Annotated in this window: 27 protein-coding genes and 1 pseudogene; 15 read left to right on the forward strand and 13 right to left on the reverse strand. The window is 66.3% G+C overall.

The genetic code is table 11. The annotated features are described in order from the left end of the window. Positions 1-19 precede the first annotated feature (19 nt). The 4 genes and pseudogenes from AC1EJR_RS05690 to AC1EJR_RS05705 all read right to left on the reverse strand — a co-directional run. A pseudogene (locus AC1EJR_RS05690) lies at positions 20-373 on the reverse strand (YciI family protein); the annotation flags it as partial. 24 nt (positions 374-397) lie between these two features. Next, positions 398-643 carry an isochorismatase family protein gene (locus AC1EJR_RS05695; protein ID WP_477113090.1) on the reverse strand — a complete coding sequence of 82 codons (246 nt, stop codon included), beginning with the start codon at positions 641-643 and terminating at the stop codon, positions 398-400. 60 nt (positions 644-703) lie between these two features. Continuing rightward, complete coding sequence (locus AC1EJR_RS05700; RefSeq protein ID WP_477113091.1) at positions 704-1,588, reverse strand: isocitrate lyase/PEP mutase family protein; 885 nt, start codon at positions 1,586-1,588, stop codon at positions 704-706. After that, positions 1,585-1,773 carry a hypothetical protein gene (locus AC1EJR_RS05705; RefSeq protein WP_177219911.1) on the reverse strand — a complete coding sequence of 63 codons (189 nt, stop codon included), beginning with the start codon at positions 1,771-1,773 and terminating at the stop codon, positions 1,585-1,587. Before AC1EJR_RS05705 ends, AC1EJR_RS05700 begins: the two co-directional genes overlap by 4 nt. A 220-nt stretch (positions 1,774-1,993) precedes the next feature. Between AC1EJR_RS05705 and AC1EJR_RS05710 the strand changes: the two genes are divergently transcribed. Continuing rightward, a complete protein-coding gene (locus AC1EJR_RS05710; protein WP_441592831.1) occupies positions 1,994-2,302 on the forward strand; it encodes a hypothetical protein in 309 nt (102 codons plus the stop codon). Between the two features lie 53 nt (positions 2,303-2,355). After that, on the forward strand, positions 2,356-4,551 hold the full coding sequence (locus AC1EJR_RS05715) for a phosphocholine-specific phospholipase C (protein WP_441592832.1): 2,196 nt from the start codon (positions 2,356-2,358) through the stop codon (positions 4,549-4,551). A gap of 27 nt (positions 4,552-4,578) precedes the next feature. On the opposite strand, the gene AC1EJR_RS05720 is transcribed toward AC1EJR_RS05715, so the two are convergent. After that, on the reverse strand, positions 4,579-5,577 hold the full coding sequence (locus AC1EJR_RS05720) for a LysR family transcriptional regulator (protein ID WP_477113092.1): 999 nt from the start codon (positions 5,575-5,577) through the stop codon (positions 4,579-4,581). A 90-nt stretch (positions 5,578-5,667) separates the two neighbouring features. Here AC1EJR_RS05720 and AC1EJR_RS05725 point away from each other — a divergent pair, with 90 nt between their 5' ends. The 4 genes from AC1EJR_RS05725 (at position 5,668) to AC1EJR_RS05740 (ending at position 9,221) form a co-directional block, all read left to right on the forward strand. Continuing rightward, a complete protein-coding gene (locus AC1EJR_RS05725; protein ID WP_441592834.1) occupies positions 5,668-6,801 on the forward strand; it encodes a DSD1 family PLP-dependent enzyme in 1,134 nt (377 codons plus the stop codon). Positions 6,802-6,862: 61 nt separating this feature from the next. Further along, positions 6,863-7,762 (forward strand): helix-turn-helix domain-containing protein, encoded by a 900-nt coding sequence (locus tag AC1EJR_RS05730; protein ID WP_441592835.1) that lies wholly within the window; start codon positions 6,863-6,865, stop codon positions 7,760-7,762. Positions 7,763-7,884: 122 nt separating this feature from the next. Beyond that, positions 7,885-8,859, forward strand: coding sequence for a Bug family tripartite tricarboxylate transporter substrate binding protein (locus AC1EJR_RS05735; RefSeq protein WP_092294532.1), 975 nt, complete (start codon positions 7,885-7,887; stop codon positions 8,857-8,859). Positions 8,860-8,903: 44 nt separating this feature from the next. Beyond that, positions 8,904-9,221 (forward strand): NIPSNAP family protein, encoded by a 318-nt coding sequence (locus AC1EJR_RS05740; protein ID WP_092294531.1) that lies wholly within the window; start codon positions 8,904-8,906, stop codon positions 9,219-9,221. A gap of 14 nt (positions 9,222-9,235) precedes the next feature. Here the strand turns inward: AC1EJR_RS05740 and AC1EJR_RS05745 are convergent, their stop codons facing one another. The 4 genes from AC1EJR_RS05745 to AC1EJR_RS05760 form a co-directional block, all read right to left on the reverse strand. After that, a complete protein-coding gene (locus AC1EJR_RS05745) occupies positions 9,236-10,855 on the reverse strand; it encodes a carboxylesterase/lipase family protein (protein WP_255370809.1) in 1,620 nt (539 codons plus the stop codon). A 65-nt stretch (positions 10,856-10,920) separates the two neighbouring features. After that, complete coding sequence (locus tag AC1EJR_RS05750; RefSeq protein ID WP_441592838.1) at positions 10,921-11,679, reverse strand: enoyl-CoA hydratase/isomerase family protein; 759 nt, start codon at positions 11,677-11,679, stop codon at positions 10,921-10,923. A gap of 16 nt (positions 11,680-11,695) precedes the next feature. After that, positions 11,696-12,448 (reverse strand): glutathione S-transferase family protein, encoded by a 753-nt coding sequence (locus tag AC1EJR_RS05755; RefSeq protein WP_092294526.1) that lies wholly within the window; start codon positions 12,446-12,448, stop codon positions 11,696-11,698. Positions 12,449-12,463: 15 nt separating this feature from the next. Next, complete coding sequence (locus AC1EJR_RS05760) at positions 12,464-13,444, reverse strand: quinone oxidoreductase family protein (protein WP_477113093.1); 981 nt, start codon at positions 13,442-13,444, stop codon at positions 12,464-12,466. A 192-nt stretch (positions 13,445-13,636) separates the two neighbouring features. On the opposite strand from AC1EJR_RS05760, the gene AC1EJR_RS05765 reads away from it, so the two are divergent. Both AC1EJR_RS05765 and AC1EJR_RS05770 read left to right on the forward strand, forming a co-directional pair. Beyond that, the gene (locus AC1EJR_RS05765) at positions 13,637-14,827 is read left to right on the forward strand and encodes a CaiB/BaiF CoA transferase family protein (protein WP_092294522.1); all 1,191 of its coding nucleotides are present in this window, start codon (positions 13,637-13,639) and stop codon (positions 14,825-14,827) included. Positions 14,828-14,870: 43 nt separating this feature from the next. Further along, entirely contained in the window at positions 14,871-15,854 is a 984-nt protein-coding gene (locus AC1EJR_RS05770; RefSeq protein WP_369823418.1) for a Bug family tripartite tricarboxylate transporter substrate binding protein, read from the forward strand. 33 nt (positions 15,855-15,887) lie between these two features. On the opposite strand, the gene AC1EJR_RS05775 is transcribed toward AC1EJR_RS05770, so the two are convergent. After that, the gene (locus tag AC1EJR_RS05775; RefSeq protein ID WP_092294518.1) at positions 15,888-16,574 is read right to left on the reverse strand and encodes a GntR family transcriptional regulator; all 687 of its coding nucleotides are present in this window, start codon (positions 16,572-16,574) and stop codon (positions 15,888-15,890) included. A 99-nt stretch (positions 16,575-16,673) separates the two neighbouring features. Continuing rightward, positions 16,674-17,621, reverse strand: a complete 948-nt coding sequence (locus AC1EJR_RS05780; protein ID WP_177219924.1) for a Bug family tripartite tricarboxylate transporter substrate binding protein — start codon at positions 17,619-17,621, stop codon at positions 16,674-16,676. Positions 17,622-17,898: 277 nt separating this feature from the next. Here AC1EJR_RS05780 and AC1EJR_RS05785 point away from each other — a divergent pair, with 277 nt between their 5' ends. Beyond that, complete coding sequence (locus AC1EJR_RS05785; protein ID WP_092294514.1) at positions 17,899-19,152, forward strand: MFS transporter; 1,254 nt, start codon at positions 17,899-17,901, stop codon at positions 19,150-19,152. Between the two features lie 109 nt (positions 19,153-19,261). Beyond that, positions 19,262-19,486 (forward strand): hypothetical protein, encoded by a 225-nt coding sequence (locus AC1EJR_RS05790; protein ID WP_143093890.1) that lies wholly within the window; start codon positions 19,262-19,264, stop codon positions 19,484-19,486. Positions 19,487-19,560: 74 nt separating this feature from the next. On the opposite strand, the gene AC1EJR_RS05795 is transcribed toward AC1EJR_RS05790, so the two are convergent. Together AC1EJR_RS05795 and AC1EJR_RS05800 are read right to left on the reverse strand one after the other, a co-directional pair. Next, positions 19,561-19,965: a cupin domain-containing protein gene (locus tag AC1EJR_RS05795; RefSeq protein WP_092294512.1), complete on the reverse strand. Its 405-nt coding sequence runs from the start codon at positions 19,963-19,965 to the stop codon at positions 19,561-19,563. A 4-nt stretch (positions 19,966-19,969) separates the two neighbouring features. Further along, entirely contained in the window at positions 19,970-20,449 is a 480-nt protein-coding gene (locus AC1EJR_RS05800) for a carboxymuconolactone decarboxylase family protein (RefSeq protein ID WP_092294510.1), read from the reverse strand. A gap of 634 nt (positions 20,450-21,083) precedes the next feature. On the opposite strand from AC1EJR_RS05800, the gene AC1EJR_RS05805 reads away from it, so the two are divergent. Genes AC1EJR_RS05805 through AC1EJR_RS05825 form a run of 5 tightly spaced genes read left to right on the forward strand, consistent with a single transcriptional unit; the run spans position 21,084 to position 25,663 of the window. Further along, positions 21,084-21,947, forward strand: a complete 864-nt coding sequence (locus AC1EJR_RS05805) for a branched-chain amino acid ABC transporter permease (RefSeq protein WP_477113094.1) — start codon at positions 21,084-21,086, stop codon at positions 21,945-21,947. A gap of 10 nt (positions 21,948-21,957) precedes the next feature. Further along, on the forward strand, positions 21,958-22,989 hold the full coding sequence (locus AC1EJR_RS05810; protein ID WP_441592842.1) for a branched-chain amino acid ABC transporter permease: 1,032 nt from the start codon (positions 21,958-21,960) through the stop codon (positions 22,987-22,989). Next, positions 22,982-23,746, forward strand: a complete 765-nt coding sequence (locus AC1EJR_RS05815) for an ABC transporter ATP-binding protein (protein WP_092294504.1) — start codon at positions 22,982-22,984, stop codon at positions 23,744-23,746. Before AC1EJR_RS05810 ends, AC1EJR_RS05815 begins: the two co-directional genes overlap by 8 nt. Next, the gene (locus AC1EJR_RS05820) at positions 23,733-24,440 is read left to right on the forward strand and encodes an ABC transporter ATP-binding protein (protein WP_092294502.1); all 708 of its coding nucleotides are present in this window, start codon (positions 23,733-23,735) and stop codon (positions 24,438-24,440) included. The genes AC1EJR_RS05815 and AC1EJR_RS05820 overlap by 14 nt, the downstream gene beginning before the upstream one ends. A 50-nt stretch (positions 24,441-24,490) precedes the next feature. Continuing rightward, on the forward strand, positions 24,491-25,663 hold the full coding sequence (locus AC1EJR_RS05825) for an ABC transporter substrate-binding protein (protein ID WP_092294500.1): 1,173 nt from the start codon (positions 24,491-24,493) through the stop codon (positions 25,661-25,663). The last annotated feature ends 138 nt before the right edge of the window (positions 25,664-25,801 follow it).

Raw genomic sequence — 25,801 nt, forward strand, 5'->3', positions numbered from 1 at the left:
CGCACTCAGCCCCTCATTCGAAATCCGACATCTCGTACAGCGGCCGGATTTCGATCTCGCTCGGCCCTGGCATGGGGTTGGGGCAGCGTTTCACCCAGGCGACGGCTTCGTCCATGTCCTTGACTTCCCAGAGCCAGAAGCCGGCCACCAGTTCACGGGTCTGGGCGAACGGTCCGTCGATGACCGTACGACCGGCACCATCGAACGCCACACGCCTGCCCTGCGACGAGGGCTTGAGGCCATCGGCCGCGCGCAGGATGCCGGCCTTTGCCAGCTCCTCGTTGAACCTGTGCATCGCCTCGAACATCTCGGTTTTGGGCAGGTCGCCCCTTTCGCTGTCTTCGGTCGCTTTCACCAACACCATGACACGCATCGTCTGTCTCCTTGTCTTTCGATTTCACGGCGCCACGGCCTGCCCGTGGCGCAGCCCATCCACCGAAGTCACCGTGGCGATGGCCGCGAGGTTCTTCAGCCCGTGGCCGTGGTCTTCGTCGCTGCGCGCCCCGCAGGCGTCCTGGATGACGATGACCTGATAGTCCCGGTCATGCGCGTCGCGCGCGGTGGACTCCACCGACGTTGCGCAGCAGGTCTTGCGAACGCGCATGGGCTGCGGTGCCGCCGCCGGCAAGCTTGCCTTGGGCATCCACAATGTCATTGATCAGGTCGAGCACGAGCAAGGCGGTTCTCATGATGGCTCCCGTGCTCAGTCGTCGCTCTTGTACCGGGCGTCAAGCTCGTCGTAGAGCGGCTTCCTGACCAGGCGCTGGCGCTCGCTGAACGGTGCCACGATCGCGGGGTCCTCGTTCATCTGGCCGTTCGACTGCAACTGGCCCAGTGCCTGCTGCATGCCGCGTACCGCGCCCTGCAGCGCCGCGTTCGCGTAGAGGACCAGCCCGTAGCCGAGCCGATGAAGCGCGTCTCGATCCTGAACGGGCGTCTTGCCGCCGATGACGATATTGATCAGCAACGGAATCTGGAAGAGTCCGGGCAGGCGCTCGATGTCGGGCAAGTCTTCAATCGCCTCGAGAAACAGGATATCGGCGCCCGCCTCCGCAAAGCGGTGCCCCCGGTCGATGGCGTCCTCGATGCCGTGCACCGCCGCAGCGTCCGTACGGGCGATGATCTGGAACGCGTCATCCTGCCGGGCGTCGGCCGCCGCGCGGATCTTGGCGACCATCTCGCTCGTGCTGACGACGTGCTTGCCCGCGAAATGCCCGCATTTCTTGGGCATCACCTGATCCTCGAGCTGGATCGCATCCGCCCCGGCGCGCTCGAGCGTACGCACCGCGTGCTGAACATTCAGTGCGTTGCCAAACCCTGTATCGGCATCGACGATCATCGGCAACGCCACGGCATCCCGGATGCGCGCGGTATGTTCGGCGATGTCGCTCAGGCCGATGAAGCCAAGGTCAGGCAGGCCGAATGACATGTTGGTGACGCCCGCGCCGGTCAGGTAGACCGCCTGGAAGCCCAGGTCCTCGATCACGCGCGCACTCATGGCGTTGAACGCGCCGGGCACCAGCAGCGCCTGTTTCGCCGCCACCTGTTTTCGGAATGCCTGTCGGCGGGAGGATGAAAGGGAGGTCATGGTGTCTCCGGTAGTGAGGTTCGATCGCCAGCCGGCAGATAGCGCTGCGACCACGCTTCAATCAGGTTCGCCGCGTAGGCCGCCGACGCCCGGTCCTGCAACAGATGATCGGCGCCATCGAGCGACACATAGCTCTTCGGCTGCGCCGCCGCGGTGAAGATATCGAGACCGTTCTGCACGCCCACGGTAATCGCATCACGGTATCACCGTTGGCGTTCAAGTCCCCGACGAATGCCAGTAAATGCCCTCCCCGCCACCTGCCTCCAACCCCCAAAAAGTGACATTCATTTGAAATGTCTTTACTTTCAAACGGTCGCTTCGTATGGATTTGGTCACATCATTGACATATCAAGAAGACAGACTCCACGTCTCGCCCACCGGCACCCCACCTGAGTAGGGTGATCCTTGTCCATCAAGACATTAGCAGACAAAGGCGGCGTGGAATCCGTACGGAATGCGGGCGATTGCGACCCGATCCGTCACCTGAACTTCTCTGACCTAGAACCCATGACAACCACAAAACCTGTTCATTCGCGCATATACAGGCCGGTGCTCGGTGCCGGTGCACTGTGTCTGGCCCTGCTGTTGAGCGCCTGCGGCGGCGACGACAACAACACCCCGCCGCCCGCCCCGGGTGGCGGCGACGGTGGCAACGGCGGCCCCGGCACCACGCCCGCTGCCTGCACCACGGCGCACTGCGCGCCCGCTCCCTGACCGCTAACCCCGCGCCGCCCGCGCCCTCCCCATCCAACCGACACCGACCCGGCATGACATTCAACCCGTCCAAGCGCAGCTTCCTGCGCAACACGCTCGGCACCGCGGCTGCGGCTGCCACGCTCGCATCGTTCCCGCCCAGCATCCGCCGCGCCCTGGCCATCGAGGCGAACAACGCCACTGGCACGATCCAGGACGTCAAGCACGTGGTGCTGCTGATGCTCGAGAACCGCTCCTTCGACAGCTATTTCGGCACGTTCAAGGGCGTGCGCGGCTACGGCGACCGCTTCGCGATCCCTCTGGCGAACGGCAAGAACGCGTTCTTCCAGACCGACGCCACGAACAACACGATCACGCCCTATCGGCTTGACGCCACGCTGGGCAACGCGCAGCGCGCGGGCAGCACCCCGCATACCTGGCCCGATGGGCAGGCGGCGTGGGACCACGGGCGCATGAATCGCTGGCCCGTGGCCAAGAACCGGCTGTCGATGTCGTACTACGACACCGCCGAGGTGCCGTTCCAGCGCGCGCTGGCCGATGCGTTCACGCTGTGCGACGCCTACCACTGCTCGATGCACACCGGCACGATCCCGAACCGCCTGTTCTACTGGACCGGCACGAACGGCCCGAGCGGCGCCAACGTGGCGGCCATGGTCAACGAGTTCAATGGCGGCAATGACGTGGGACCGTCGACCCAGGGCTGGACGTGGAAGACCTACGCCGACCGCCTGGTGGATGCGGGGGTGAGCTGGAAGGTGTATCAGAGCCTGGCCGACAACTACGGCTGCAACGAGATGATGAGCTTCCAGCACTGGCGCACGGCGATGGAGTCGATGCCGGTGGCACGGCGCCCGGTGGCGCTGCCCGGCACCTCGCCCGCCTACGATCCGACGATCGACGACGCGCTGAGCCCGCTCGCCAAGGGCTTTGGCAACACCATGCCCGACGGCCTGCTCCAGTCCTTCCGTGACGACGTGCAGAACGGCACGCTGCCGGAAATCTCGTGGATCATCCCGCCGTCGCTCTATAGCGAACACCCGGGGCCGTCGAGCCCGGCGCAGGGCGGCTGGTACGTGCAGCAGGTGCTGGACGCGCTGACCGCCAACCCCGAGGTCTTCAGCAAGACCGTGCTGCTGATCAACTACGACGAGAACGACGGCTTCTTCGACCACCTGCCGCCGCCCTCGGCCCCGTCGCGCAATGCCGATGCCACGCTCGCCGGCGGCAGCACGCTCAGCGATGCCGACATGGCCTTCGAGTATCACAACTACGCGCCCGCCACGACGAACCAGTCGGCCAGCGATGGCAAGCCTTACGGTCCGGGCCCGCGCGTGCCGATGTGGATCGTCTCGCCGTGGAGCCGCGGTGGTTTCGTCAACTCGCAGGTCTTCGACCATACGTCCACGCTGCTCTTCCTGGAAAAACGCTTCGGCGTGAAGGAGCCGCAGATCGGCGCCTATCGCCGCGCCGTGTGCGGTGACCTGACCTCGGCCTTCAACTTCGTCAGCCCGAACAAGGACGCCCTGCCGACGCTGGCGGGCCGCAGCACCAAGGTCACGGTCGACAACCTTGCGCTGACGCAAAAGGCTTCGGTCGCGATTCCCGTGCCGGCCACGCCCGTGTTGCCGCCGCAGGTGGCCGGCACGCGTCCCTCGCGCGCGCTGCCGTACGAGCTGCACACCACGTCCCGCATCGACGCCGGCGCCAAGACCGTCACGCTGATGTTCTCGAACACCGGAACGGCTGGCACGGTCTTCCACGTCTACGACAAGCTGCACCTCGACGCCATTCCGCGCCGCTACGTGGTGGAGGCGGGCAAGAGTCTGGACGGCCTGTGGAACGTGGCGGCCGACAACGGCAAGTACGATCTGTGGGTGCTGGGCCCGAACGGCTATCACCGCGAATTCGTGGGCGACCTGAACGAGCAGTCGGCTGCCGGCGGCACGGAAATCCAGGTCTGCTACGAACCGTGCGATCCGCCCGTGCTGCAGGTCAAGCTGTACAACCGCAGCGACAAGGCCTGCACGTTCAGCGCGAGCGCCAAGGCCTATCGCACGGACGGCCCGTGGGGCCAGAAGGTCGAGGCCGGCAAGGTGGGCGAGCTGACCTGGACGCTCGGTGACAGCGGCAACTGGTACGACTTCGAGATCAGTTGCGATCTGGCACCGTCGCTCCGCCGCCGTATCGCGGGCCGTATCGAGACCGGCAAGGATACGGTGAGCGATCCGGCCATGGCTCAGCTGTCGTAACCTGCCTTGGCTTGACCCGTCCGCCTTCTACGGCTGGCGGGTCATGCGCCACGGCGGCCTGGGCCCCAGCACGTTGCGCAGCATCTCGACGAATCGTTGCGTGCGCATGGACGACTGGCGTGACTGCGGCACCAGCGCCATCACATCCGCATCGGGCAGCCGGTACGCTGGCAGCAGCGCCACCAGCCGCCCGGCGGCCAGTTCATCGGCCACATCCCATTCCGACCGCGCCATGATGCCCTTGCCGGTCAGGCACCAGTGATGAACCACGTCGCCATCATTGCTCTCCATCGTGGGACGCACCCGTACGGTCAGTTCCCGTGATCGCGCTGGGCGATGGTTCCTGTCGCCGTCGCCGTCGTCTTCGGCAAAGCGCCACAGCGTCACATCCTCGTCGTTCTCCCTGAGCACCAGGCAGGCGTGCCGTTCAAGGTCCGCCGGCGTCTCCAACGGCGGGGCCTTGGCGAGGTATTCGGGCGCGGCGCACAGGATGCGACGGTTCGGGGCAAGGCGATGCGCAATCCAGCGCGAATCCGGGATCGTGCCGATGCTGACCAGCACGTCGAAGGCATCGCGGCCATGCACGGGTTGGCGCGGCAGCATCAGGTTGTCCGACAGGTACAACTGCACCTCGAGATTAGGATGGGTGCTGTGAAACTGCGCCAACAGCGGTCCGAGGTAGCGGCGCCCGAAGCCAAACGGCCCGTGGACCTTCAGCTTGCCCGCCACAACCTGACTACGCTGCTGTAGCGCCTCTTCGATCACCTGCATCTGCTCCAGAACGCCAGTGGCGTGCTGCGCCAGGAGGTGTCCTTCGTGCGTCAGTTGCAGGCGCCGCGTGGTCCGCTGGGCCAGCCGGATCCCCAGGCGCGCCTCCAACTGGCTCAGCCGCTTGGTCACGGCCGGCGGCGTGACATTCTCTTCCCGGGCCAAGGCGGCCAGGCTCCCCAGACGGTCCAGCGCCAGGATGAACCGCAGATCCTCGATGTCCAGCTTCATTATTAACCTGTAGGTGAATGAAGCCATTCTATGGCATTAACCACCTGAGGGTCCGGCCCCTCTACACTGCAAGGCTCGAACCTCCAGCGCGTACTGGCACTCGCATAACGGATTCCCATGAACTTGCAAGCACTTGAAACGCCGGTCCTCGTGCTGGACCGCCTGAAGATGGAGCGCAATATCGCGCGGCTGCGAGACCGCCTTGCGCCCTTCGGCGTCACGCTGCGACCACACGCCAAGACCAACAAGTCCGCCGACGTCGCGTCTCGCATCGGCGCACCGGGCACGCCCATCACCGTGTCAACGTTGAAGGAAGCAGGCTACTTCCTCGACCACGGCTGGCGCGACATCCTGTACGCAGTGGGCATCGTGCCGTCCAAGCTGCCCCATGTCGAAGACCTTCTGCGACGCGGCGCCGCGCTGACGCTGTTGCTGGACAACGTCGAGGCCGCCCACGCACTCGCCGACTGGTGTCGCGAACGCGCCCTGAACGTGCCGGTGTTGATCGAGATCGATACCGACGGGCACCGCTCGGGCGTCAAGCCGGCGGACCCGGCATTGCTCGATATCGCCGCCGCACTGGGCAAGGACGAAGGCACGGGCGCCTGGCTCGCGGGCGTGCTCACCCATGCGGGCGATTCCTACAATTGCCGTTCGGCCGAGGCCATCGAAGCCGTCGCCGAGCAGGAGCGCGCCGGCGCGGTCCAGGCGGCGGAACGGCTGCGCGCCGCCGGTTACCGGGCGCCGGTGGTGAGCGTCGGCAGCACGCCTACCGCGCATTTCGCCCGCTCGCTCGAAGGTGTGACGGAGGTCCGGGCCGGCGTGTTCGTGTTCTTCGATCTGGTGATGCACGGCATCGGGGTCTGCAACGTGGATGACATCGCCCTGTCGGTGTTGTGCACGGTGATCGGCCACCAGCGCGAGAAAGGCTGGCTGATCACGGACGCGGGATGGATGGCGATGTCGCGCGACCGTGGCACCGCGAAGCAGCCGATCGACCAGGGCTACGGGCTGGTGTGCGATATCGACGGCAAGCCGCTGCCGGATCTGGTGATGGTCGATGCCAACCAGGAGCATGGCATCGTCAGCCATCGCACGGATCCGTCCGCCACGCCGATGCTGCCGGTCGGCACGCTGTTGCGCGTGCTGCCCAATCACGCGTGCGCCACTGGGGCGCAGCATGGCGCCTACACGGTCGTCGCGGGCAGCACTGTGGTGGAAGCGCAATGGCCTCGTTTCGGGGGATGGTGAGCACGGTTTTGCGATAGCATGGCGCCGGTAACCAGGATCAGAAACACAAGGAGACCCGCGCTTGCCCGAAGCCCTCCCCGCCAGCCCCGCCGGCGAGATTCCCACCTTCGAGACATCGGATTTCGCGGGCGATGGGTCGTTCTACTTCGACCTCGTACGGCTGCAGGACCGCGACGACATCCCGCGCGGCTTCCTGCATCGGCACAACTACTATCACCTGCTCTGGATGACCCGGGCGAGCGGCACGCACATGCTCGACTTCGCGCATTTCGACGTGCGCGACCACTCGGTGTTCTTCCTCTCGCCCGGGCAGGTGCATGCCTGGACGTCATCCGTGAAGCCGCACGGCTACGTGCTGAACTTCAGCACTGACTTCTTCGCCCGGATGTTTCCGCGCGCCGACGACGCCGCGAAATTCCCGTTCTACCACCCCACGCGCACCCAGAGCGCGCTCTATCTCACGCCGGACCAGCATGACGGCCTGCTGCCATTGCTCGACGAGATGGAGCAGGAGGCGCGGAATCGCCAGCCCGGCTTCCCGGACGTGGTGCAGGCCTGCCTGCTGATCCTGCTCACGCGCCTGCGCCGCCTGTGCCCCGAGAACGAGCCCGCCGGCGGCGTTGGCCCGCATCAGGCCCTCACGCGCCGCTTCACGATGCTGGTGGAAACCCACTACCTGCGCTTCGGCACGATCGGCCAGTACGCCGAGGCGCTCTGCGTGAGCGAGCGCCAGCTCAACGAGGCAGTCAAGCGCACCCTGGCGCGCACCGCCAGCCAGGTGGTACAGGAACGCGTGGTGCTGGAAGCCAAGCGCTGGCTCAGCAACACCGAAACCGGCATCGCCGAGATCGCGTTCCGGCTCAATATCGAGGATCCGGCCTACTTCGCGCGCTTCTTCAAGAAGCAGACCGGCCTCACGCCGGGCGATTTCCGCAGGAAGCACTGCCGTCCGCTCGACTAACGCGCGAAAAAGTCCAACTCAACGTCTGATCCGTCCTAACACTGCCGCCACGCGCGTGCGTACAGTGCTCCTCATGGTGCATCCATAAGCACCAAAAAGTACCAAAAGCACAGGAGACAGACATGTACCGAGTCATCGCCCCGTTGCGGGGCCTTGCCGTGGCCGCCGTATTGGCCGTTATCCCCTTCAGCGCGATGGCGGAATACCCCGATCATCCCCTGCGCATCATCGTGCCGTTCGCCGCTGGCGGCGCCACCGACGTGATCGCGCGCACCGTGGCGCAGGCCATGTCGGCCCGGCTCGGGCAGTCGGTCGTGGTGGAGAACAAGGCCGGCGCCAATGGCAATATCGGCGCCGTCTCGGCCGCACGCGCGGACGCCGACGGCTACACGCTGCTGATGGCCACGTCGAGCCATGCCATCAACGCATCGCTCTACCAGAAGCTCAACTACAGTCTCACGCGGGATTTCGTAGGGTTGTCGAACCTGGCGTCCGTCCCCCTGCTGCTGGTGGTGAATCCGACCGTACCGGTCAATTCGGCGGCCGAACTCGCCGCCTACGCCAAGTCCAACGCCGGCCGTGTCAATTACGCGTCGGGCGGCACCGGCACCGCCTCCCATCTGGCCGGCGAGCAGTTCAGCACGCTGGCTGGTACGAAGATGACGCACGTGGCCTACAAGGGCGGGGCGCAGGCGCTCAATGACGTGATGGGTGGCCAGGTGCAGGTCATGTTCGCCAACCTGCCCGAAGTCCTCGCGCAAGTGCAGAGCGGCAAGCTCAAGGCACTGGCGGTGACGGGCAACAAGCGCCACGCCGCCCTGCCCGACGTGCCCGCCTTCTCCGAAACGCCGTTCCAGGGCATGACCGCGCGCTCGTGGTTCGGCCTGTTCGCACCGGCCGGCACGCCGAAAGCTGCCGTCGAGAAGCTCTCGCAGGCCATCGTCCAGAGCGTGGCCGACCCCGCCGTCAAGGATCGGCTGAAAGGGCTGGGCGCCGACCCGGTCGGGGACGATCAACCCGCATTTCAGAAATACGTGAATCAGGAAGTGGCGCGCTGGGCCGTGCTGGTCAAGCAGTCCGGCGCCACCGTCGATTGACGCCACGCATCGCCATCGCCATCGCTATCCCTGGAGGAAACCCCATGCTGTACGACGTTCGCACCTACACCTGCCGCCCCGGCACGATCAAGAAACACCTGGCGCTGTATGCCGAGCACGGCTACGAGACCCAGAGCCGCCATCTGGGCAAGCCGCTGGCCTATATGCAAACCGAGACCGGCAATGTGAACAGCTACACGCACATCTGGGTCTATGAAAGCGCGGCCGACCGCGAGGCCAAGCGCCAGGCGCTGCAGAAGGATCCGGCCTGGGGCGAGTACCTGAAGATAAGCGCCGACGCCGCCTACCTGATCAGCCAGGAAAACCGGCTGATGACGCCGGTGTCGTTCTTCAAGCCCTAGCCGGCACGGGTGGCCTACAGCCGCCCGGCCCAGTACTCCCGGAACGCCCGGCGAGGATCCTCCTGCGCGCGGGTGCCGGAGGCCTCGCCATCGAATACCAACGTGGTGCGCCGCGTAGCCGAATACGCTGGCCATTGCGGGGTCTTGGCATTGGCGGGGTCGCCCGTCGCGGCGAAGCTGACCCAGGCGCTGGCCAGTTGATCGGCCAGACGCAGGCTGGTATCGCTCGGCCCGTTCAGCCCCATGCGGATGTCGTGCAGACTCGGTCCGATATCGACGCCATGCGGCGCGCCATAGCGGCCGCCGTAAGCCGGGCTCGGCGTCTTCCACAGATATGTCCACACCGGCGCGCTATTGCCACTGGCGTGCGCGGCGGCTTTGCGATCCGCCTGCAGCTGGGCGATGCGACGGAACGTCATGTCCGTATCGATCCGCGCCTGCAGCACGAACGGCGTGGCACGCGGATCCTCATCCCGATACATCGCCACCAGACGCGACGCGTCGTCGCCCACGCGCGTCTGCGCGAATCGCAGCAGCCCGGCATCGTCGAGATCGAAATTGATCTGGCGGTACGCGCGCTCGTCCAGCGTCGTGCTGATGATCATCGGCACCTGCGACGAGATGGCCGGCGCATCCGGATCGAACGGATGGCGGGGAATCGCCACACCGTCTATCGACGGCGCGAAGGCGCGTGGCGCCTCGCCCTTCAATCGGTCTGCGGCTTCGAAGCGCATTTGCGCCGCCAGCAGTTGCTCGAACGGCAGCGTATGCAGTCGGTCCACCGAGCCCTTGCCGATCTGGAGCGTGGACAGGTACTTGGCCGCGACCTCCGTGGACTGCGCCGCCGTCAGCACACGAATGCCCGAACCGCTCATGACGCCAGCGCGATGAAACAGCCCCTGCGCCGACGGCATCGCCATCAGCGTGCTGGTCTTGAGGCCGCCGCCCGACTGGCCAAACACCAGCACGCGCGACGGATCCCCGCCGAACGACTCCACGTTCTCCCGCACCCAGCGCAGCGCCGCGACAATATCGAGCATGCCCACCGCGCCCGACTGCGCATAGCGCTCGCCGCCGGCCTCGGCCAGATTCAGATAGCCAAACGAGCCAAGCCGGTGATTGATGGTGATGAACACCACGTCGCCAAAGCGCGCCATCATCTCGCCGTCGAACTGCGGCGAATTGCCCGATCCCGCATAGAACCCGCCGCCGTGCAGATGCACGAGCACCGGCCGCTTCGCGGCCTTTGCGGGCGATGGCGTCCACAGGTTCAGCACCAGGCAGTCTTCGCCCATGCCGCCCGGCTGCAGATCGTAGGCGATCAGGTCCGCGTAGGCACGGCGCCGGTCGGCCGGCATCTGCGGCGCGTAGTTGCCGTAGGCGGTGGCATCGCGCACGCCGCTCCACTTCGCCACCGGCTGCGGCGGCATGAAGCGGTTGGCACCGCCTGTGTCGGCGCCGTAGCGCAGGCCCTTGAACACGTGCACGCCCCCTGACCGCAGGCCCCGCACCTTGCCATCGGCGGTCTCGACCACCGAGAACACCGGATCTTCTGCCATCGCGCGCACGCTTCCCGTGACCGCACTCCCCGCCGTCAGCACGGCAGCCGACTTCAGCCACTGCCTGCGCGACATTCCCTTGTGCTCCATCGCCCCTCCCTTTCTTTTGGTCTTGTGTTTGTCTGCTGCGTGATGCGACCTTACTTGCCCGTAAAAGCTGGCTTGCGCTTTTCCTTCCACGCGAGCGCGCCTTCGCGGATGTCTTCCGATTGCGTCGCGCGCCGGATGTCCTCGGCAAGCGCCGCGGTGTCCAGGTCTCCGCGCGCGATCGCGTTCAGATGCCGCTTCATGCCCTGCACGGCAATGGGCGCCAGCCCGGCGATGGTCCCGGCCAACTGCGCCGCACGCTCGCGCAGTTGATCCGCGGGGAGCAGTTCGGTCAGGAACCCACACGCCAGCATCTCGGGTGCCTGGATCCGTTCAGCGGTCAGGAACAGGCGCTTGGCGGCATTCAGGCCCAGCCTCGTCACGTAGCGGCGCATGCCGCGCTCATAGAAATGCAGGCCCAGGCGCGCGGCTGGCATGAACATCTCCACGGCGTCGGTGCCGAGCCGGAAGTCGCACGCCAACGACAGGTCCGTGCCGCCGCCGTAGACGCCACCCTGGATTTCGGCGATGGTCACCGCGCGGCAATCCTCCATCGCATTGACCAGCGGCTCGAAGCCCGCGCCACGCTGGCCGGCGGCGAGCTTGCCGATATCGAAGCCGCTGCAGAAGTACTTGCCCGTGCTGCGCAGGATCAGCACGCGGACATCGCTGCCGTTCACGGTTTCAATGTGCTGCAGCAATGCCTGCAGATCGTCAGGGCCCAGCCGGTTGGCCACATCGGGGCGCTGCAGCGTCAGCGTGGCCACATGGGCGGCAATATCGAGCGTGGGAAGCGAACCTTCGGAAGCCATGCGTCAAATCTCCGGATCAAGAAAGGGTAGTCTCTCGCGCTCGCAGCGCGACGTCGAATCGTTCGATGCGCGCCTGCGCGAAGGCCGGACGCTGCTGCACGCGCTGCCACCAGTCGGCCACCGCCGGCATGCGGTCTGCCGCCATGGCCTCTGGCGCGAGTTCGGCAATCCGCGCGATAAACGGCACCGCGGCGATATCGGCCAGCGAATAGTGTGGGCCCATCAGCCAGGGCCCGTTGTCGAGCATCGATGCCATCTTCGGCAGCAATGCCAGCAAGGCGTCGAGCGCCGCGCGCTTCTCCTCGTCCGAGTACGGCTTGCGTGCGATACGGCGCCAGGCTTCGCGCCGCTCCGGTGTCGGGATGCGCGCAAGCTTCCCCGCCAGATCCGCATCGCTCCATTGCGACGCCACGGGCTGCAGCGCGATGCTCCAGTTCAGGATCAGCAGGTTAGGCAGCAGCTTGTCGTCGGTCCAGCGGACGAAGTTGCGCATCGTGGCCCGCGCATACGGGTCGGCCGGGCGCAGCGGGGGATGCGGCAGGGCGTCGTCGAGGTATTCGCAGATCGTGCCGCTTTCGTACAGGAAACGGCCATCGTCCAGCACCAGCGCCGGCACCACGCCGTTCGGATTCATCGCCAGGAACGCTGGCGAATGGTGCTCCTGCGCGGCCAGATCGACAGGCACGCTCTCGTAATCGACGCCCTTCTCCGCCATACACAGCCGCACGCGGCGCGACGCGCTGGATAACCAGCCGTGGAACAGTCTCATGTGGGCGATCTCCGGTCAGGGAATCAGCACGGTGGCGCCTGTCGTGGCGCGGCCTTCGAGGCTGCGATGGGCCTCCCGGACGTCGGACAAGGCAAAGCGCTGCCCCACCTCCAATCGCAGGTGCCCTGCTTCCACCGCCGAGAAAAGCGCCAGCGCCGCGCGACGTAGCGACGCCGCATCGGCGATGAACGTACGCAGCGTCGGCCGCGACACGATCAGCGACTTCGCATGCAGCAGCTGCAGGTCGAATGCTTCCACGTCGCCGGACGCGGTGCCGTAGTTGATGGCCATCCCGCATGGCTTCAGGCATTGCAGCGATGGCACGAAGACGTCCTTGCCGACCGCGTCGTAGACGACGGCGACACCCTTGCCCTGTGTCAGCGCCATGACTTCCGCGACAAAATCCGTGTCGCGATAGCAGATCACGTGATGGCAGCCGTGGTCCAGCGCCACGCGGCGCTTGGCTTCGCTGCCCACGGTGCCGATCACTGTCGCGCCGAGCGAGCGCGCCCATTGCGACAGCAGCACGCCCATTCCGCCGGCCGCCGCATGCACCAGCACCCCATCGCCGGGCTGCACCACATACAGCCGCCGCAACAGGTACTCGGCCGTCAGTCCCCGCAACAGGGTGGCGCCGGCCACCTCCTCGGAAATCGTGTCCGGCAGCGGCACGACGCGATCGGCCGGCACGTTGCGCGTGACCTGATACGCGCCCGGATACATGGCCGCCACGCGCTGCCCGACCACAACGCCCGACACCTCCCGCCCGACCGCCGTGACGATGCCCGCGCCGACCGATCCCAACGTGATGGGAAACGGCGTCGGCGTGTGCGGGCCATGGGCGCCGCTGCGCTGGTAGATGTCGGCGAAGTTCAGGCCGATAGCCGATTGCCGGATCTGGACTTCGGCGGCTGCGGGCGCAGCAACCGGCACTTCGTCGAGTTCGAGCACGTCGGCGTCGCCATGCTTTCTTATACGGACTGCGTTCGTATGCATACGGTCTGTGGTCTCCAAGCCGGCGGGAGGTATGCCCGGCTCCGCTGCAAAAAGTGGCCTATTGGCCGTAGGTGGGCCGGGGGAAGCGTAGCGCATGTGCGGTCAAGTCGCATCATGGTAAATCCGTATACGTATATTTATGCTGCCTATTCGTATACTTTACCGGCGATAACGAATTCTCGAAGAGGACCGATGACTCACGACGCACCGCTGTCCGGCTACACCGTCCTGGATCTTTCCATCGCCCGCGCCGGCCCGGTTGCCGTGCGGCTGCTGGCGGACTGGGGGGCGGATGTCATCCGCATCGAACCGCCACCGCCGCGCGACCGCGGCTCGGTCACCGGGCGCCGCCGGGGCTCGGACGAACAGAATCTGCATCGCAACAAGCGCAGCCTCTGCCTGGACCTGAAGACGCCCGAAGGGGCTGAGATCCTGGCCACGCTGGTGCGCCGCGCGGACGTGGTGGTGGAAAACTTCCGTTCCGTGGTGAAGGAGCGGCTGGGCCTGACCTATGAACGCCTGAGCGCGCTGAACCCGCGTGTGATCCTGGCCAGCATTTCCGGATTCGGGCAGGACGGCCCGTACTGCGAGCGCCCCGGGCTCGACCAGATCGTGCAGGGCATGTGCGGACTGAGTTCGGTGACCGGCATGCCCGGGGACGGTCCGCTACGCGTGGGTATCGCCATCTCGGACACCACGGCCGGCATGTTCCTGGGGCAAGGCATCCTGCTGGCGCTGCTGCAACGCGAGCGCACGGGACGCGGCCAATGGGTCCACACCTCGCTCATCGAGGCGATGCTGAACAAGCTCGATTTCCAGGGCGCACGCTACACGGTGGAAGGCGTGGTGCCCACGCAGCAAGGCAATGCGCACCCCACGCTGGCCCCGATGGGCACGTATCGATGCCAGGATGGCGTCGTCAACATCGCCGCCAGCACCGACCGCATGTGGACCCACTTCTGCCAGGCGCTCGGCGCGGATGCGCTGTTGGCCGATACCTCGCTGCACAGTGCCGCCGGGCGAAATGCACAGCGCGAGCGGGTCGACGCGGCAATCAACGATTGCACAGCCGCGTTCACCGCTGCGGAGCTGACGGACAGGCTCAACGCCGTCGGCGTGCCGTGCGGCCCGGTCTTCGATATCGGCCAGGCGTTCGAGGATCCGCAGGTCCAGCACCTGCGCATGACACGCCCCGCCGACCACCCCGAACTGGGACCGCTGGCGCTGCTGCGTTCGCCGATCAACCTCTCCGCCGCGCCGCATCCCGAGCGATTCTTCAGCGCGGCGCCCGACCCCGGTGCCCATACGGACGCCATCCTGCGCGACCTGGGCTACGACGATGCCCGCATCGGCCGATTGCGTGAAGCCAATATCGCGGCGTGACCGGCCGCACCCGACAAGCCAAAACAATAGGCGGAGACAAGCGATGAACCCTCGATACTTGCGCGCCAGGCGCGTACTCGCGATGGCGGCGCTGGCGGCAACGTTCGCCTCGCCCGCGCTCGCGGCCGACGACTACCCGAATCGCCCCATTCGCGTGCTGGTGGGCTACACGCCGGCCGGCGCGGCCGACTACGTGGCGCGCATCTTCGGCGAAGCCTTGTCCAAGCAACTCGGACAGACCATCGTCGTCGATAACAAGCCCGGTGCGGGCAGCACGCTGGCCTCCACCGCATTGGCCAGCGCCCCGCCGGACGGCTATACGCTGGCGTTGGCCACGGCCACGCTGTATGGCATCGACCAGCGGCTCTACAAGGCGCGCTATAAAGGGGAGGATTTCACGCCCATCACGCGCCTGACCGTCTCGCCGTTGATCCTGGCCGTCAACAAGAACCTGGGTGTCGCGGACGTCAAGGCGCTCGTGGCCAAGGCGAAGGCCGATGCGGGCGGCTTCAACTACTCGTCGTCCGGCATTGGCGGTTCGCCGCACGTGGCGGGGCTGCAGTTCGAGAAAGCCACGGGCGTGCGCATGACGCATGTGCCGTACAAGGGCGGCGCGCCGGCCTTGCAGGCCGTGGCAGCCGGTGAAGTGCAAATGTCATTCGGGACGGCCGCCTCGGTGTTGCCGATGGGCACGCAAGGTGTCGTGAAGATGATTGGGGTGACGACGCCGAAGCCGTCCGAAGTGGCGCCCGGCCTGCCATCGCTGGCCGAAACCGGGCTCCCGGGGTTCAACTTCACGTTCTGGTTCGGCCTCTATGGCCCGGCGGGCTTGCCCCCGGAGATTCGGGACAAGATCTTCGCGGCCACGCGCAAGGTCATGGCCGACCCGCAAATCCGCGCCAAGCTGGCCGCCAATGGCAGCGAAGTGTCGCTATCGGAATCGCCGGCGGAGTTCGGCGCGTGGGCCTCCGCCGATGGGCGCAATGCGCTGGAGCGTATCGTGCAGGCCGGCGTGAAGCTTGATTGACGAAGATCCGACGATGAAGAGCCCCGGCGCCGATCAGCGCCGGCCACGCCCCCGCCCCGCACCGTCGCCGGGCATCGAGGCGATCATGTCCGCATAGACATCGCCGCCCGTGGCGATGTGGCGCACCATGGCCGCCGCGGCGGCGTCCTCGCTGCCGCGCAGGATCGCTTCCAGCACTTCCTCGTGCTCCGCCAGCGAGGCGCGGATGCGCGCAGGCTTTTCGAAGCGCAGATCGCGCATGCCGCGCATCCGTGCGCGCATGGTGAGGATCTGGCGCGACAGGATGTCGTTACAGCTGGCTTCGTAGATGATGTGATGGAACGTGTCGTTGGCCTTGCGGTACGCCCCGCCATCGGCCTGCTCGGCAGCCGCCCGGCATGCCTCCAGTGCCGTCTGGATCGCCTTGCGCTGCGGCGCCGAAATGCGGCGTGCCGCCAGCCGGGCGGCCAGCGACTCCAACTGCACCAGGATCTCGCTCATCGCCACGTATTCGCGCAGCGTGATCGATGCCACGATGGCGCCCTGACGCGGCACCAGATCGACCAGTCCGGCGGATTCGAGCTGGATCAGCGCCTCGCGCACCGGGGTGCGCGACACCTTGAAGCGCGCGAGCAACTGCTGTTCCTCCAGCTGCGTGCCGCTGGGCAACTTCCCGCTCAGAATGTCTTGCTCGATCGCCGTACGGATGGTCTCGGACAAGCTCTTCTTTTCATCGGACATGGAACACTGCGAGCGCGCTGAGTGGGGATGGCGCGATTCTACTACCGCGCCCGCCCGCGTATGCGCAATTGCCCGCTATGTGCACAAAAGCGACGCCACTCAGTCCAGCGAGATCTTCCCCGCCTTGACGATCTCGCCGTACCGCACCGTGTCGCGCTCGATCAGCTTGCGGAAGGCCTCCGGCGTATCGCTGACCGGCACGAAGCCGAGCTCGGTCAGCTTCTTCGATACTTCAGGACTGGTAGTGGCGGCGGCGATGGCCTTCGCCATGCGGTCCACCACCGGCTGCGGCGTGCCGGCCGGCGCCAGCAGGCCGGTCCACGAACTCATGACAAACCCGGGGAAGCCGGACTCCTCCATGGTCGGGATCTGCGGTTCTCCGGGCCAGCGCTTTGCCGACGCCACAGCCAGCACGTTGATCTTGCCGGTCTTCACGTGGGGCATGGGCACCAGCAGCGGATCGAACGCGATCGACACCTCGCCAGACACCAGCGCCGGCAGGATCGGCGCGCTACCGTTGTAGGGCACGTGCGTCATCTTGAGCTTCGACTCCATCGCCAGACGTTCGCCGGTCAGGTGCGCCGAGCTGCCAACGCCGCTCGAGCCGAAGGTCAGCGCGTCCGGGTTCTTGCGCCCATAGGCGACGAGTTCGCCGACGGTCTTTACCGGCAGCCGCTTGCTGGCAAACAGGAACAGCGGCAGTTCCGCCATCTCGGCCACCGGCACCAGGTCAGACGGCTTGTAGCTCAGCTTCGAGTAGAGCGACATGTTGGCGCTGTAGGCGGCCAGCACCGACACGAACGTATAGCCGTCAGGCGCGGAACGCGCCGCGACACCCACGCCAAGCGTGCTGTTGGCGCCCGGCTTGTTCTCGATGATGATGGGCTGGCCAAGGGTCTGCGAGACCCGCTCGAACACCACGCGCGACACGGTGTCGGTCGACCCGCCCGGCGTATAAGGAACGATGACCTTGATCGGCTTCGTCGGCCATTCTGCTGCGCTCGCCCCCTGGCCGATGGCCAGTCCCGCAATGAGGATGGCCGCCATGCGTGCGGCGCCCGTGGCGCGTGTCTTGATACTCAATTGCTGTCTCCGATTCTGTTTCTTTGAATTGCCGCGCGAGTCGGCGGCTCATTATGGGGGACGCAACGGCCAAACCAACGAGCGCCGCGCAAGTGGTGTTCGATATCCGGCCATCGGGGGGGCCGGCGCGCCGCATTCTTTACCAACGCACAAAACTGTTGATCCGCGATGTGTCTTCTTCGCTCGGCGCCGGGCAGCTAGATTGGCCCGTGCCCCCCACCGATCGCAGACGTCCGCCGCAATGACTGAATCCGCCCCCTCCCTCCCCTCTCCCGCAACCCGGCACCCGACTGACAGCTACGTCGGCCGCAATGCCGCTTACTGGCAACGGAATCTGGCGGTTGCCGTCTTCGGCTCCTTCACCACGCTGGTCAGCCTCAGCATGCTGCTGCCGTTCTTGCCGTTGTACGTGGAGCAACTCGGCGTGACGTCGCAGGACGAAGTGGTGCAGTGGTCAGGCGTGGCGTTCGGCATCACGTTCCTTGCGACCGCCGTGACCGCGCCCCTGTGGGGCAAGCTGGCCGACCGTTTCGGGCGCAAGCCGATGCTGGTACGCGCCGCGGTGGGCATGGCCATCGTGATGTCGATGATCGGGCTGGCCCACAACGTCTATGAACTCGTTGCGCTGCGCTTCGCTGCGGGGTTGATCGGCGGCTATGCGTCGGCGGCCACCGTGATGATCGGCACGCAGGCGCCGCCCGAGCGGGCGGGCTGGGCGCTCGGCGTGCTGTCCACCGGTGCGCTGACGGGTAATCTGGTCGGCCCGCTCATTGGGGGCCTGCTGCCGAACCTGATCGGGATTCGCGGCACGTTCTTCGCCGGCGGCGCCATGATCGGCGTGGCGGCGCTGCTGACGATCTTTGGCGTGCGCGAGGATTTCACGCGTCCGCCGAAGGCCGCCAGCCAACCCGTGCCCTCCGACGGTGCTACCCGCAGCGCGCATCGCTTCGCGTTGCCGGCCTTGCTGGTGACCGCGGCGATGGTGTTGCTGGCCAATATGTCGATCGAGCCAATCATCACCGTCTATATCGGACAACTCGATGTACCGCACGACCGGCTGGCCACGGTGGCCGGCATCGTCATGGCCTGCTCGGCATTTGGCAGCGTACTGACGGCCTCGCGGCTAGGGGCGCTGGCCGACCGCGTCGGTGCCTGGCATGTCATCATCGGTTGCCTTGTGGCCACCGCCCTTGTCCTGATTCCCCAGGCGTTCGTGACCAACTGGTGGACGCTGGCCGCGCTGCGCGGCGTAATGGGGATGGCGCTCGCCGGGCTGCTCCCCGCCATCGGCAAGCTCGTACGCCAGGCCGTCAAGGAGCACCAGTCCGGCAAGATGCTCGGCTACCTGCAATCCGCGCAGTTCTCCGGGCAGGTGATCGGGCCGTTGATCGGCGCGCAGATCAGCGTGCACCTTGGCATGCGCGCGGTGTTCTTTGTTACCAGCGCCCTGCTGCTCGCCTGCGCCGTGTTCGATCGCTGGGCCAAGGCGCGCTGAACCGGCATGTCAGCCCCAGGGACGGGCAGAATCGGTTCGCATTCACAAGTCATCCGCAGGCAACACCGGTGGTCTATGCTGGAAGACAGCACATTCACCGGGACCATTCATGGCCTATCACCGAGATCCCCGTCCTGGCCGCGCCCTGGGCAGCGCGTTGGCCGGATGCATTCTCATTACCCTGCTCGGGCTTGGCGTGGCCGGCTGCGACACGCCGCCCCGGGACACCTCCTCCACGCCCCCGCCCCCGCGCGAGCCCATCGCCGCGAGCGACGACGTGTACCCGCCGCCCTCCACCGTGCACGACACCCGCCCCAAACGCACGACCCCCTAGGGGATGGGTCCGGGGCAGGCAAATGTTGCCAAGTCAGATGACGTTGACGGGGACGCGCGGAGGCCCCTGTCCGGTTACTTCACCGGCGTCAGGATCGGCGCGCCCTTTTTCTTGATCAGGAACACCACGAACTTCGCCGGCTCGGTATTGCTGGCGTTGCGCCCGACCGTGTGGATATCGTTCTGGCCTTCGTAGAAGGTATCGCCCGCCTTGAGCGTGACCTCCTTGCCGCCCTTCAGGCCCATGATGATGCTGCCCTCCAGCACATAGACGAAGGCGTGCGCATCATGGCGATGCACGGGATCCACGGCGCCCGGCGGATAGTCCACGACGATCATCTCGCCTTCCTTGCCCGGATATTCGGGCAACGGCTTCGTCATCAACTGCTTGACGCTGGCCTGCGGCGCGGCGGCTGCCGGCCCGGCCACCATCAGGCACGACAGCATCAGGGTTGCAGCAACGGATGCGACTGTCTTCATGGCATTACTCCAGGTTGGCCTTGTCGAGTCCGAACGCCTTGTCCGAGGAACCGGGCACCATGCGGAACGCCACGTTCAGGCGGTTCCAGGCATTGATGGCCCCGACCAGGAAGGTCAGATCCGACAGTTCCTTTTCGCTGTACTGGGTGCGCACGCGCTCGTAGATAGCGTCGGGCACGCCGTCGGCGGCAAGGTGGGTCAGCGCTTCGGTCCAAGCCAGCGCGGCGCGTTCGCGCGGCGAGAAGAGCGTCGATTCGCGCCAGATCGCCACGTGGTGCAGGCGCAGTTCCCGCTCGCCGTGGATCTTGGCCATCTTGATGTGCATGTCGACACAGAACGCACAGCCATTGAGCTGCGACGCGCGAATCTCGACGAGCTCGTGGATCGGTGCCTCGATCGTGGTCTTCTGGAACAGGGCCCCGAACTCGATGAGCTTCTTGGTCAGTTCCGGGGATTGCTGGAAGTAGTTCGTACGTTGGGTCATGACGTTTCTCCTGTGGTCGATGCCTGAGACCATGGTAGGTGGCGCGTGGACCCCACGCCAGACCGACTCGGCGCGCACAGTGTTTCCCGCCAGGCATCAATCCGGATGCCCACGCCAGCGCACGCCGCCCCCCGTTTACCCCCAAAGAATCAGGGATAACACCAAGACCCCGAGCACTGGCGCGGGATGCGTATTTCGCACAGCGGAATGCATCGCCCGATTGCTTGACGCTGGTCGAATCGCCATGCAAATTCGCTGAAAACGAACGACCGTGCTAGAACGCGAACCGCCTCCACTGCCCCGCTGCGGGAGACAGGATTCGCGGCAACGACACGGCGTCACCGGACCCTCGGCCCTGCCGGGTTCCAGGAGAGTGGCGCGCCACCTGGCGCGGCAACGCAAGGAGACAACACATGCAAGACAACCGACACGCGGCACCAGCGCCAGGCTGGCCGCGCTTGCCCGCCACATCGACGGCCACCCCGCGACAGCGCTGAACCGCCAGCATCCGCGCCGGTCAGGCTGACGCAACGCCGATCCGGCCCGCGCTGCCGCCCCAACGGCAACGCACCTCCACGCGCCCCGGTCCCGCGCCGGCGCGCACCTTGTTTCGCGAACCGTACGAGGTAATCCCGTGGCATTGTTTTTCCAACAGTTTCTCAACGGCCTGACGCTGGGCGGCGTGTATAGCCTGGTGGCGCTGGGGCTCACGCTGGTCTACGGCATCCTGCACGTGCCGAACTTCGCGCATGGCGCGCTGTACATGGCCGGTGCCTATGTGTCGTACTACGCCATGACCACGCTGGGCCTGAACTACTGGCTGGCGATGCTGGCCGCCGCGGCCGTGGTGGCCGTTCTGTCGATGCTGGCGGACCGCCTGGTGTTTCATCCGCTGCGCAACGCGCCCGAGATCCACGACATGATTGCCGCCATCGGCATCCTGCTGTTCCTGGAAGCCGGCGCGCAGGCGCTGTGGGGCGCGGACTTCCACCGCATGCCCACGCCGTACGGCCAGATGGTGGAGTTCCTCGGCCTCACCGCGCCGATGCAGCGCCTGCTGATCATCGTCGCCGCGTTCGGCCTGATGGTGCTGCTGCACCTGTTCCTGACGCGCACGGTCACCGGCTCCACGATCATGGCGATGGCCCAGAACCACGAGGGCGCCGCGCTGGTCGGCATCGACGCCACGCGCGTCACCCTGCTGGTCTTCGCCATCTCGGGCGCGCTCGCCGCCATCGCCGCCACGCTGTACGCGCCGATCAACCTCGTCTACCCGAGCATGGGCAACCTGGTCATCACCAAGGCGTTCGTGATCATCATCCTCGGCGGCATGGGCAGCATCCCGGGCGCGATCGTCGGCGGCCTGATCATCGGCATGGCCGAGAGCTTCGGCGGCTTCTATATCTCCACCGACTACAAGGACATCATCGCGTTCATGCTGCTGGTGATCATCCTGTCCATCCGCCCGCAGGGCCTGTTCGCCGCCAAGACGGCGTAAGGAGCGATCCATGAAAGCACTGCAAGGAAAGACCGGCTGGGCCCTGCTGCTGGCGGCCGCCATCGCGTTTCCGCTGGTCGTGCCCAACAGCTACTTCCTGACCGTGATGACGCTGGCGTTCATCTACGGCATCGCCACGCTCGGCCTGAACCTGCTGACCGGCTATACGGGCCAGCTCAACCTGGCGCACGGCGGTTTCATGGCGATTGGCGCCTACACGGTGGGCATCCTGACCGTGGACCACCAACTGCCGTTCTGGCTCGCCTTCGCGCTCTCCGGCGTGGTCTGCATGGCGTTCGGCTACGTGGTGGGCGTGGTGTCGCTGCGCCTCAAGGGCCATTACTTCTCGATCTTCACGATGTGCGTCGGCTACATCATCTACCTGCTGATCGAGAAGTGGGAAGGCCTCACGCACGGCACGGTCGGCCTGATCGGCATTCCGGTGCCGGCGGCCATCGGCCCGATCACCTTCGACAGCGTGCCGGCGCAGTACTACCTCGTGCTGACCTTCCTGGTGATCGCCATGTTCATCATGCATCGCATCGTCAGCTCGCTGCTGGGCCGCAGCTTCCTGGCGGTACGCAACAGCGACGCGCTGGCCGAAGCGCTGGGCATCAACCTGATGCGCACCAAGGTGCTGTCGTTCGTGCTGTCGGTGGGCTTCGCCGGCTATGCCGGCGCACTCTACGCGGGGCAGGTGCGCTTCCTGGGCCCGGACATCGCCCGTACCGATGTCACGTTCGACATGGTCATGGCGATGCTGGTCGGCGGTACCGGCACGCTGCTCGGACCGCTGCTCGGCTCGGTGCTGGTGCCCTGGGTCACCCAGACGCTCCAGTTCCTGCAGGACTACCGCATGCTCGTGTTCGGCCCGGTGCTGATCCTGCTGATCATCTTCTTCCCGGATGGCATCGTCGGCTCGTACCTGAAGAAGCAGGCCCGCCGCGCCGCCGCCGCACGCCGTGGCCAGCATGCCGCCGCGCGCCCCGGCAACGTGCAGCCGCCCGTCCCGACCACCCGCCCCGGAGCCGAGAATGCTTGAGATCCGCAACCTCACCAAGAAATTCGGCGGGCTGACCGCGGTGCACGACGTGTCCGTGGCGTTCGAAGCCGGCCATATCAACGCGATCATCGGCCCGAATGGCGCCGGCAAGACCACCTTCTTCAACCTGATTGCCGGCACGCACGCGCCGAGTTCTGGCCAGATCCTGTTCAAGGGGCAGGACGTGGCCGGCCTGCGCGCGGACCAGATCGCCCGGCTCGGCGTGGCGCGCACGTTCCAGGCCACGGCCCTGTTCGACCGCGCGACGGTGCTCGACAACCTGATCGTCGGCCACCGGCTGCGCACGTCGTCGGGGCTGGCCGACGTGCTGTTCAACTCCCGGCGCCTGCGCCAGGAAGAGCGGCTGTGCCGCGAGAAGGCCGAGGCGGCGCTCGACTTCGTCGGCCTGACGCATCTGGCCCATGAGGTGGCCGCCGACATCACCCAGGAAGCCCGCAAGCGCGTGGCCTTCGCGCTGGCGCTGGCCACGGACCCCGAACTGCTGCTGCTCGATGAACCGGCCGGCGGCGTGAACCCCGAGGAAACGGTGGGGCTGGCCGAACTGATCCGCAAGATGGTGCGGCACGGCAAGACCGTCTGCCTGATCGAACACAAGATGGACATGATCATGCGGCTGGCCGACAAGATCATGGTGCTCAACTACGGCGAGAAGATCGCCGAAGGCACGCCGGCGCAGGTCCAGCAGGACCCGCGCGTCATCGAAGCCTATCTGGGAGCCGACCATGTTGCAGCTTGAACGCGTCTCGCTGTCGTACGGCAGCTTCCGTGCGCTGGACAACGTCTCGCTGCACGCCAAGGCCGGCGAACTGGTGGTGCTGCTCGGCGCCAACGGCGCGGGCAAGAGCTCGATCTTCCTGGCGATGAGCGGCATCCATCGCACCAGCGGCGGCAGCATGCGCTTCGATGGCCGGGAACTGTCCGGCATGAAGCCGTCGCAGATCGTGCAGGCCGGGCTGGTGCACTGCCCCGAAGGCCGCAAGCTGTTTCCGGCGATGAGCGTGCAGAAGAACCTGACGCTGGGCGCCTACGTGCACCGCCGCGACAGCGCGGGCATCCGGGAGACGCTCGAGGAAGTCTTCGAGATGTTCCCGATCCTGCGCCAGAAGAAGGACGACCCCGCCGGCTCGCTGTCCGGCGGGCAGCAGCAGATGGTGGCGCTGGGCCGCGCGCTGATGGGCCGCCCGCGCGCGCTGCTGCTGGACGAGCCGTCGCTGGGGCTGGCGCCGCTGGTGGTCAAGCAGATGTTCGAGGTGATCCAGCGCATCAACCGCGCCGGCACCACGGTGCTGCTGGCCGAGCAGAACGCCTACGCCGCCCTCGGCATCGCGCACCGCGCGTACGTGATCGAGAGCGGCCGGATCGTGATGGAAGGCGACCGGGAGTCGCTGCTCAAGGACGAAGGCATTCGGAAGGCTTACATCGGCGGGTAGATCGAACAACACCAGACAAGCGCAGTACCAAATCCAAAAAGGAGACAGCAATGCAGCACAAGACGATGGGTCGTTTCTTCCCGCTGGCCGCATGCGCCGTGGCCGCGCTCTTCGCCGCCACGCCCGCGCTCGCGCAGGAAGTGGTCAAGATTGGCTACACTGGCCCGCTCTCCGGCGGCGCCGCGCTGTATGGCAAGAACGTGCTGTCCGGCATCCAGATGGCCGTGGACGAGATCAACGCGCAGGGCCTGGCCGTCAACGGCAAGAAGGTCAAGCTGGAAGTGGTGGCGCTGGACGACAAGTACGCGCCGGCCGAGGCCGCCATCAACGCCCGCCGCCTGGTGCAGCAGCACAAGACCCCGGCCGTCTTCGTGCCGCATTCGGGCGGCATCTTCGCGCTGCAGGCCTTCAACGAGCAGGAGAAGTTCCTGGTCATGGCCTACTCGAGCGTGCCGCGCATCACCGATGCCGGCAACAAGCTGACCATCCGCATCCCGCCGGCCTATACCGGCTATATCGAGCCGTTTATCAAGGCCCAGATGAAGCGCTACGGCAAGAACGTGGCACTGGTGCCGGCCGACCATGACTACGCCAAGGCATGGGTGCAGGCCTTCGTGCCGGCCTGGGAAGGCGCCGGCGGCAAGATCGTGGGCAACAACCCGATGTCGTACACCAAGGCGACCGACTTCTACACGGGCGTGTCGCGCGCCATCGCCGAGAAGCCTGACGTGATGTTCGTGGGCGGCCCCTCGGAGCCGACCGCGCTGGTCGTCAAGCAGGCGCGCGAGCTGGGCTTCAAGGGCGGCTTCATCGTCATGGACCAGGCCAAGATGGACGAGATGGCCAAGGTCACCAACGGGCTCGGCATGCTCGAGGGCTCGATCGGCGTGATGCCGCTGGTCAACGACACGCGCCCGGCCGCGCAGGCCTACAACGCCAAGTACAAGAAGCTCCATGATGGCCGCGATGCCACCACGGAGATGTCCCTGAACTACACGATGACGTGGGCGCTGGCCAATGCGATGAAGCTGGCCGGCACGACCACCGACTCGGCGGCCATCCGCGCCAAGATTCCGGAGGCCGTCAAGGCCCTGCCGAAGGACGTGAACCCGAACGAGGTGGAGGGCATCGACGCCAAGGGCGGCTCGGTGGCGGACACCGTGGTCGGCTGGGTCCAGAACGGCAAGATCGCACCGGTGCGCCTGTCGGAACTGGCGAAGTAAGCCAGGCGGCGCAGCAACAGGCTTCTACGGAGGGAGAAGGCGTAGCAAGGCGGTACCAGCCGGCGGCACAGCCGGCGTGAAATGTGGAGAGAAAGCGAAGGGCGTCCGGTGGCTCCGGACGCCCTTTGTCTTTGGTGC

It is taken from the genome of Cupriavidus sp. 05T42, assembly GCF_056396345.1.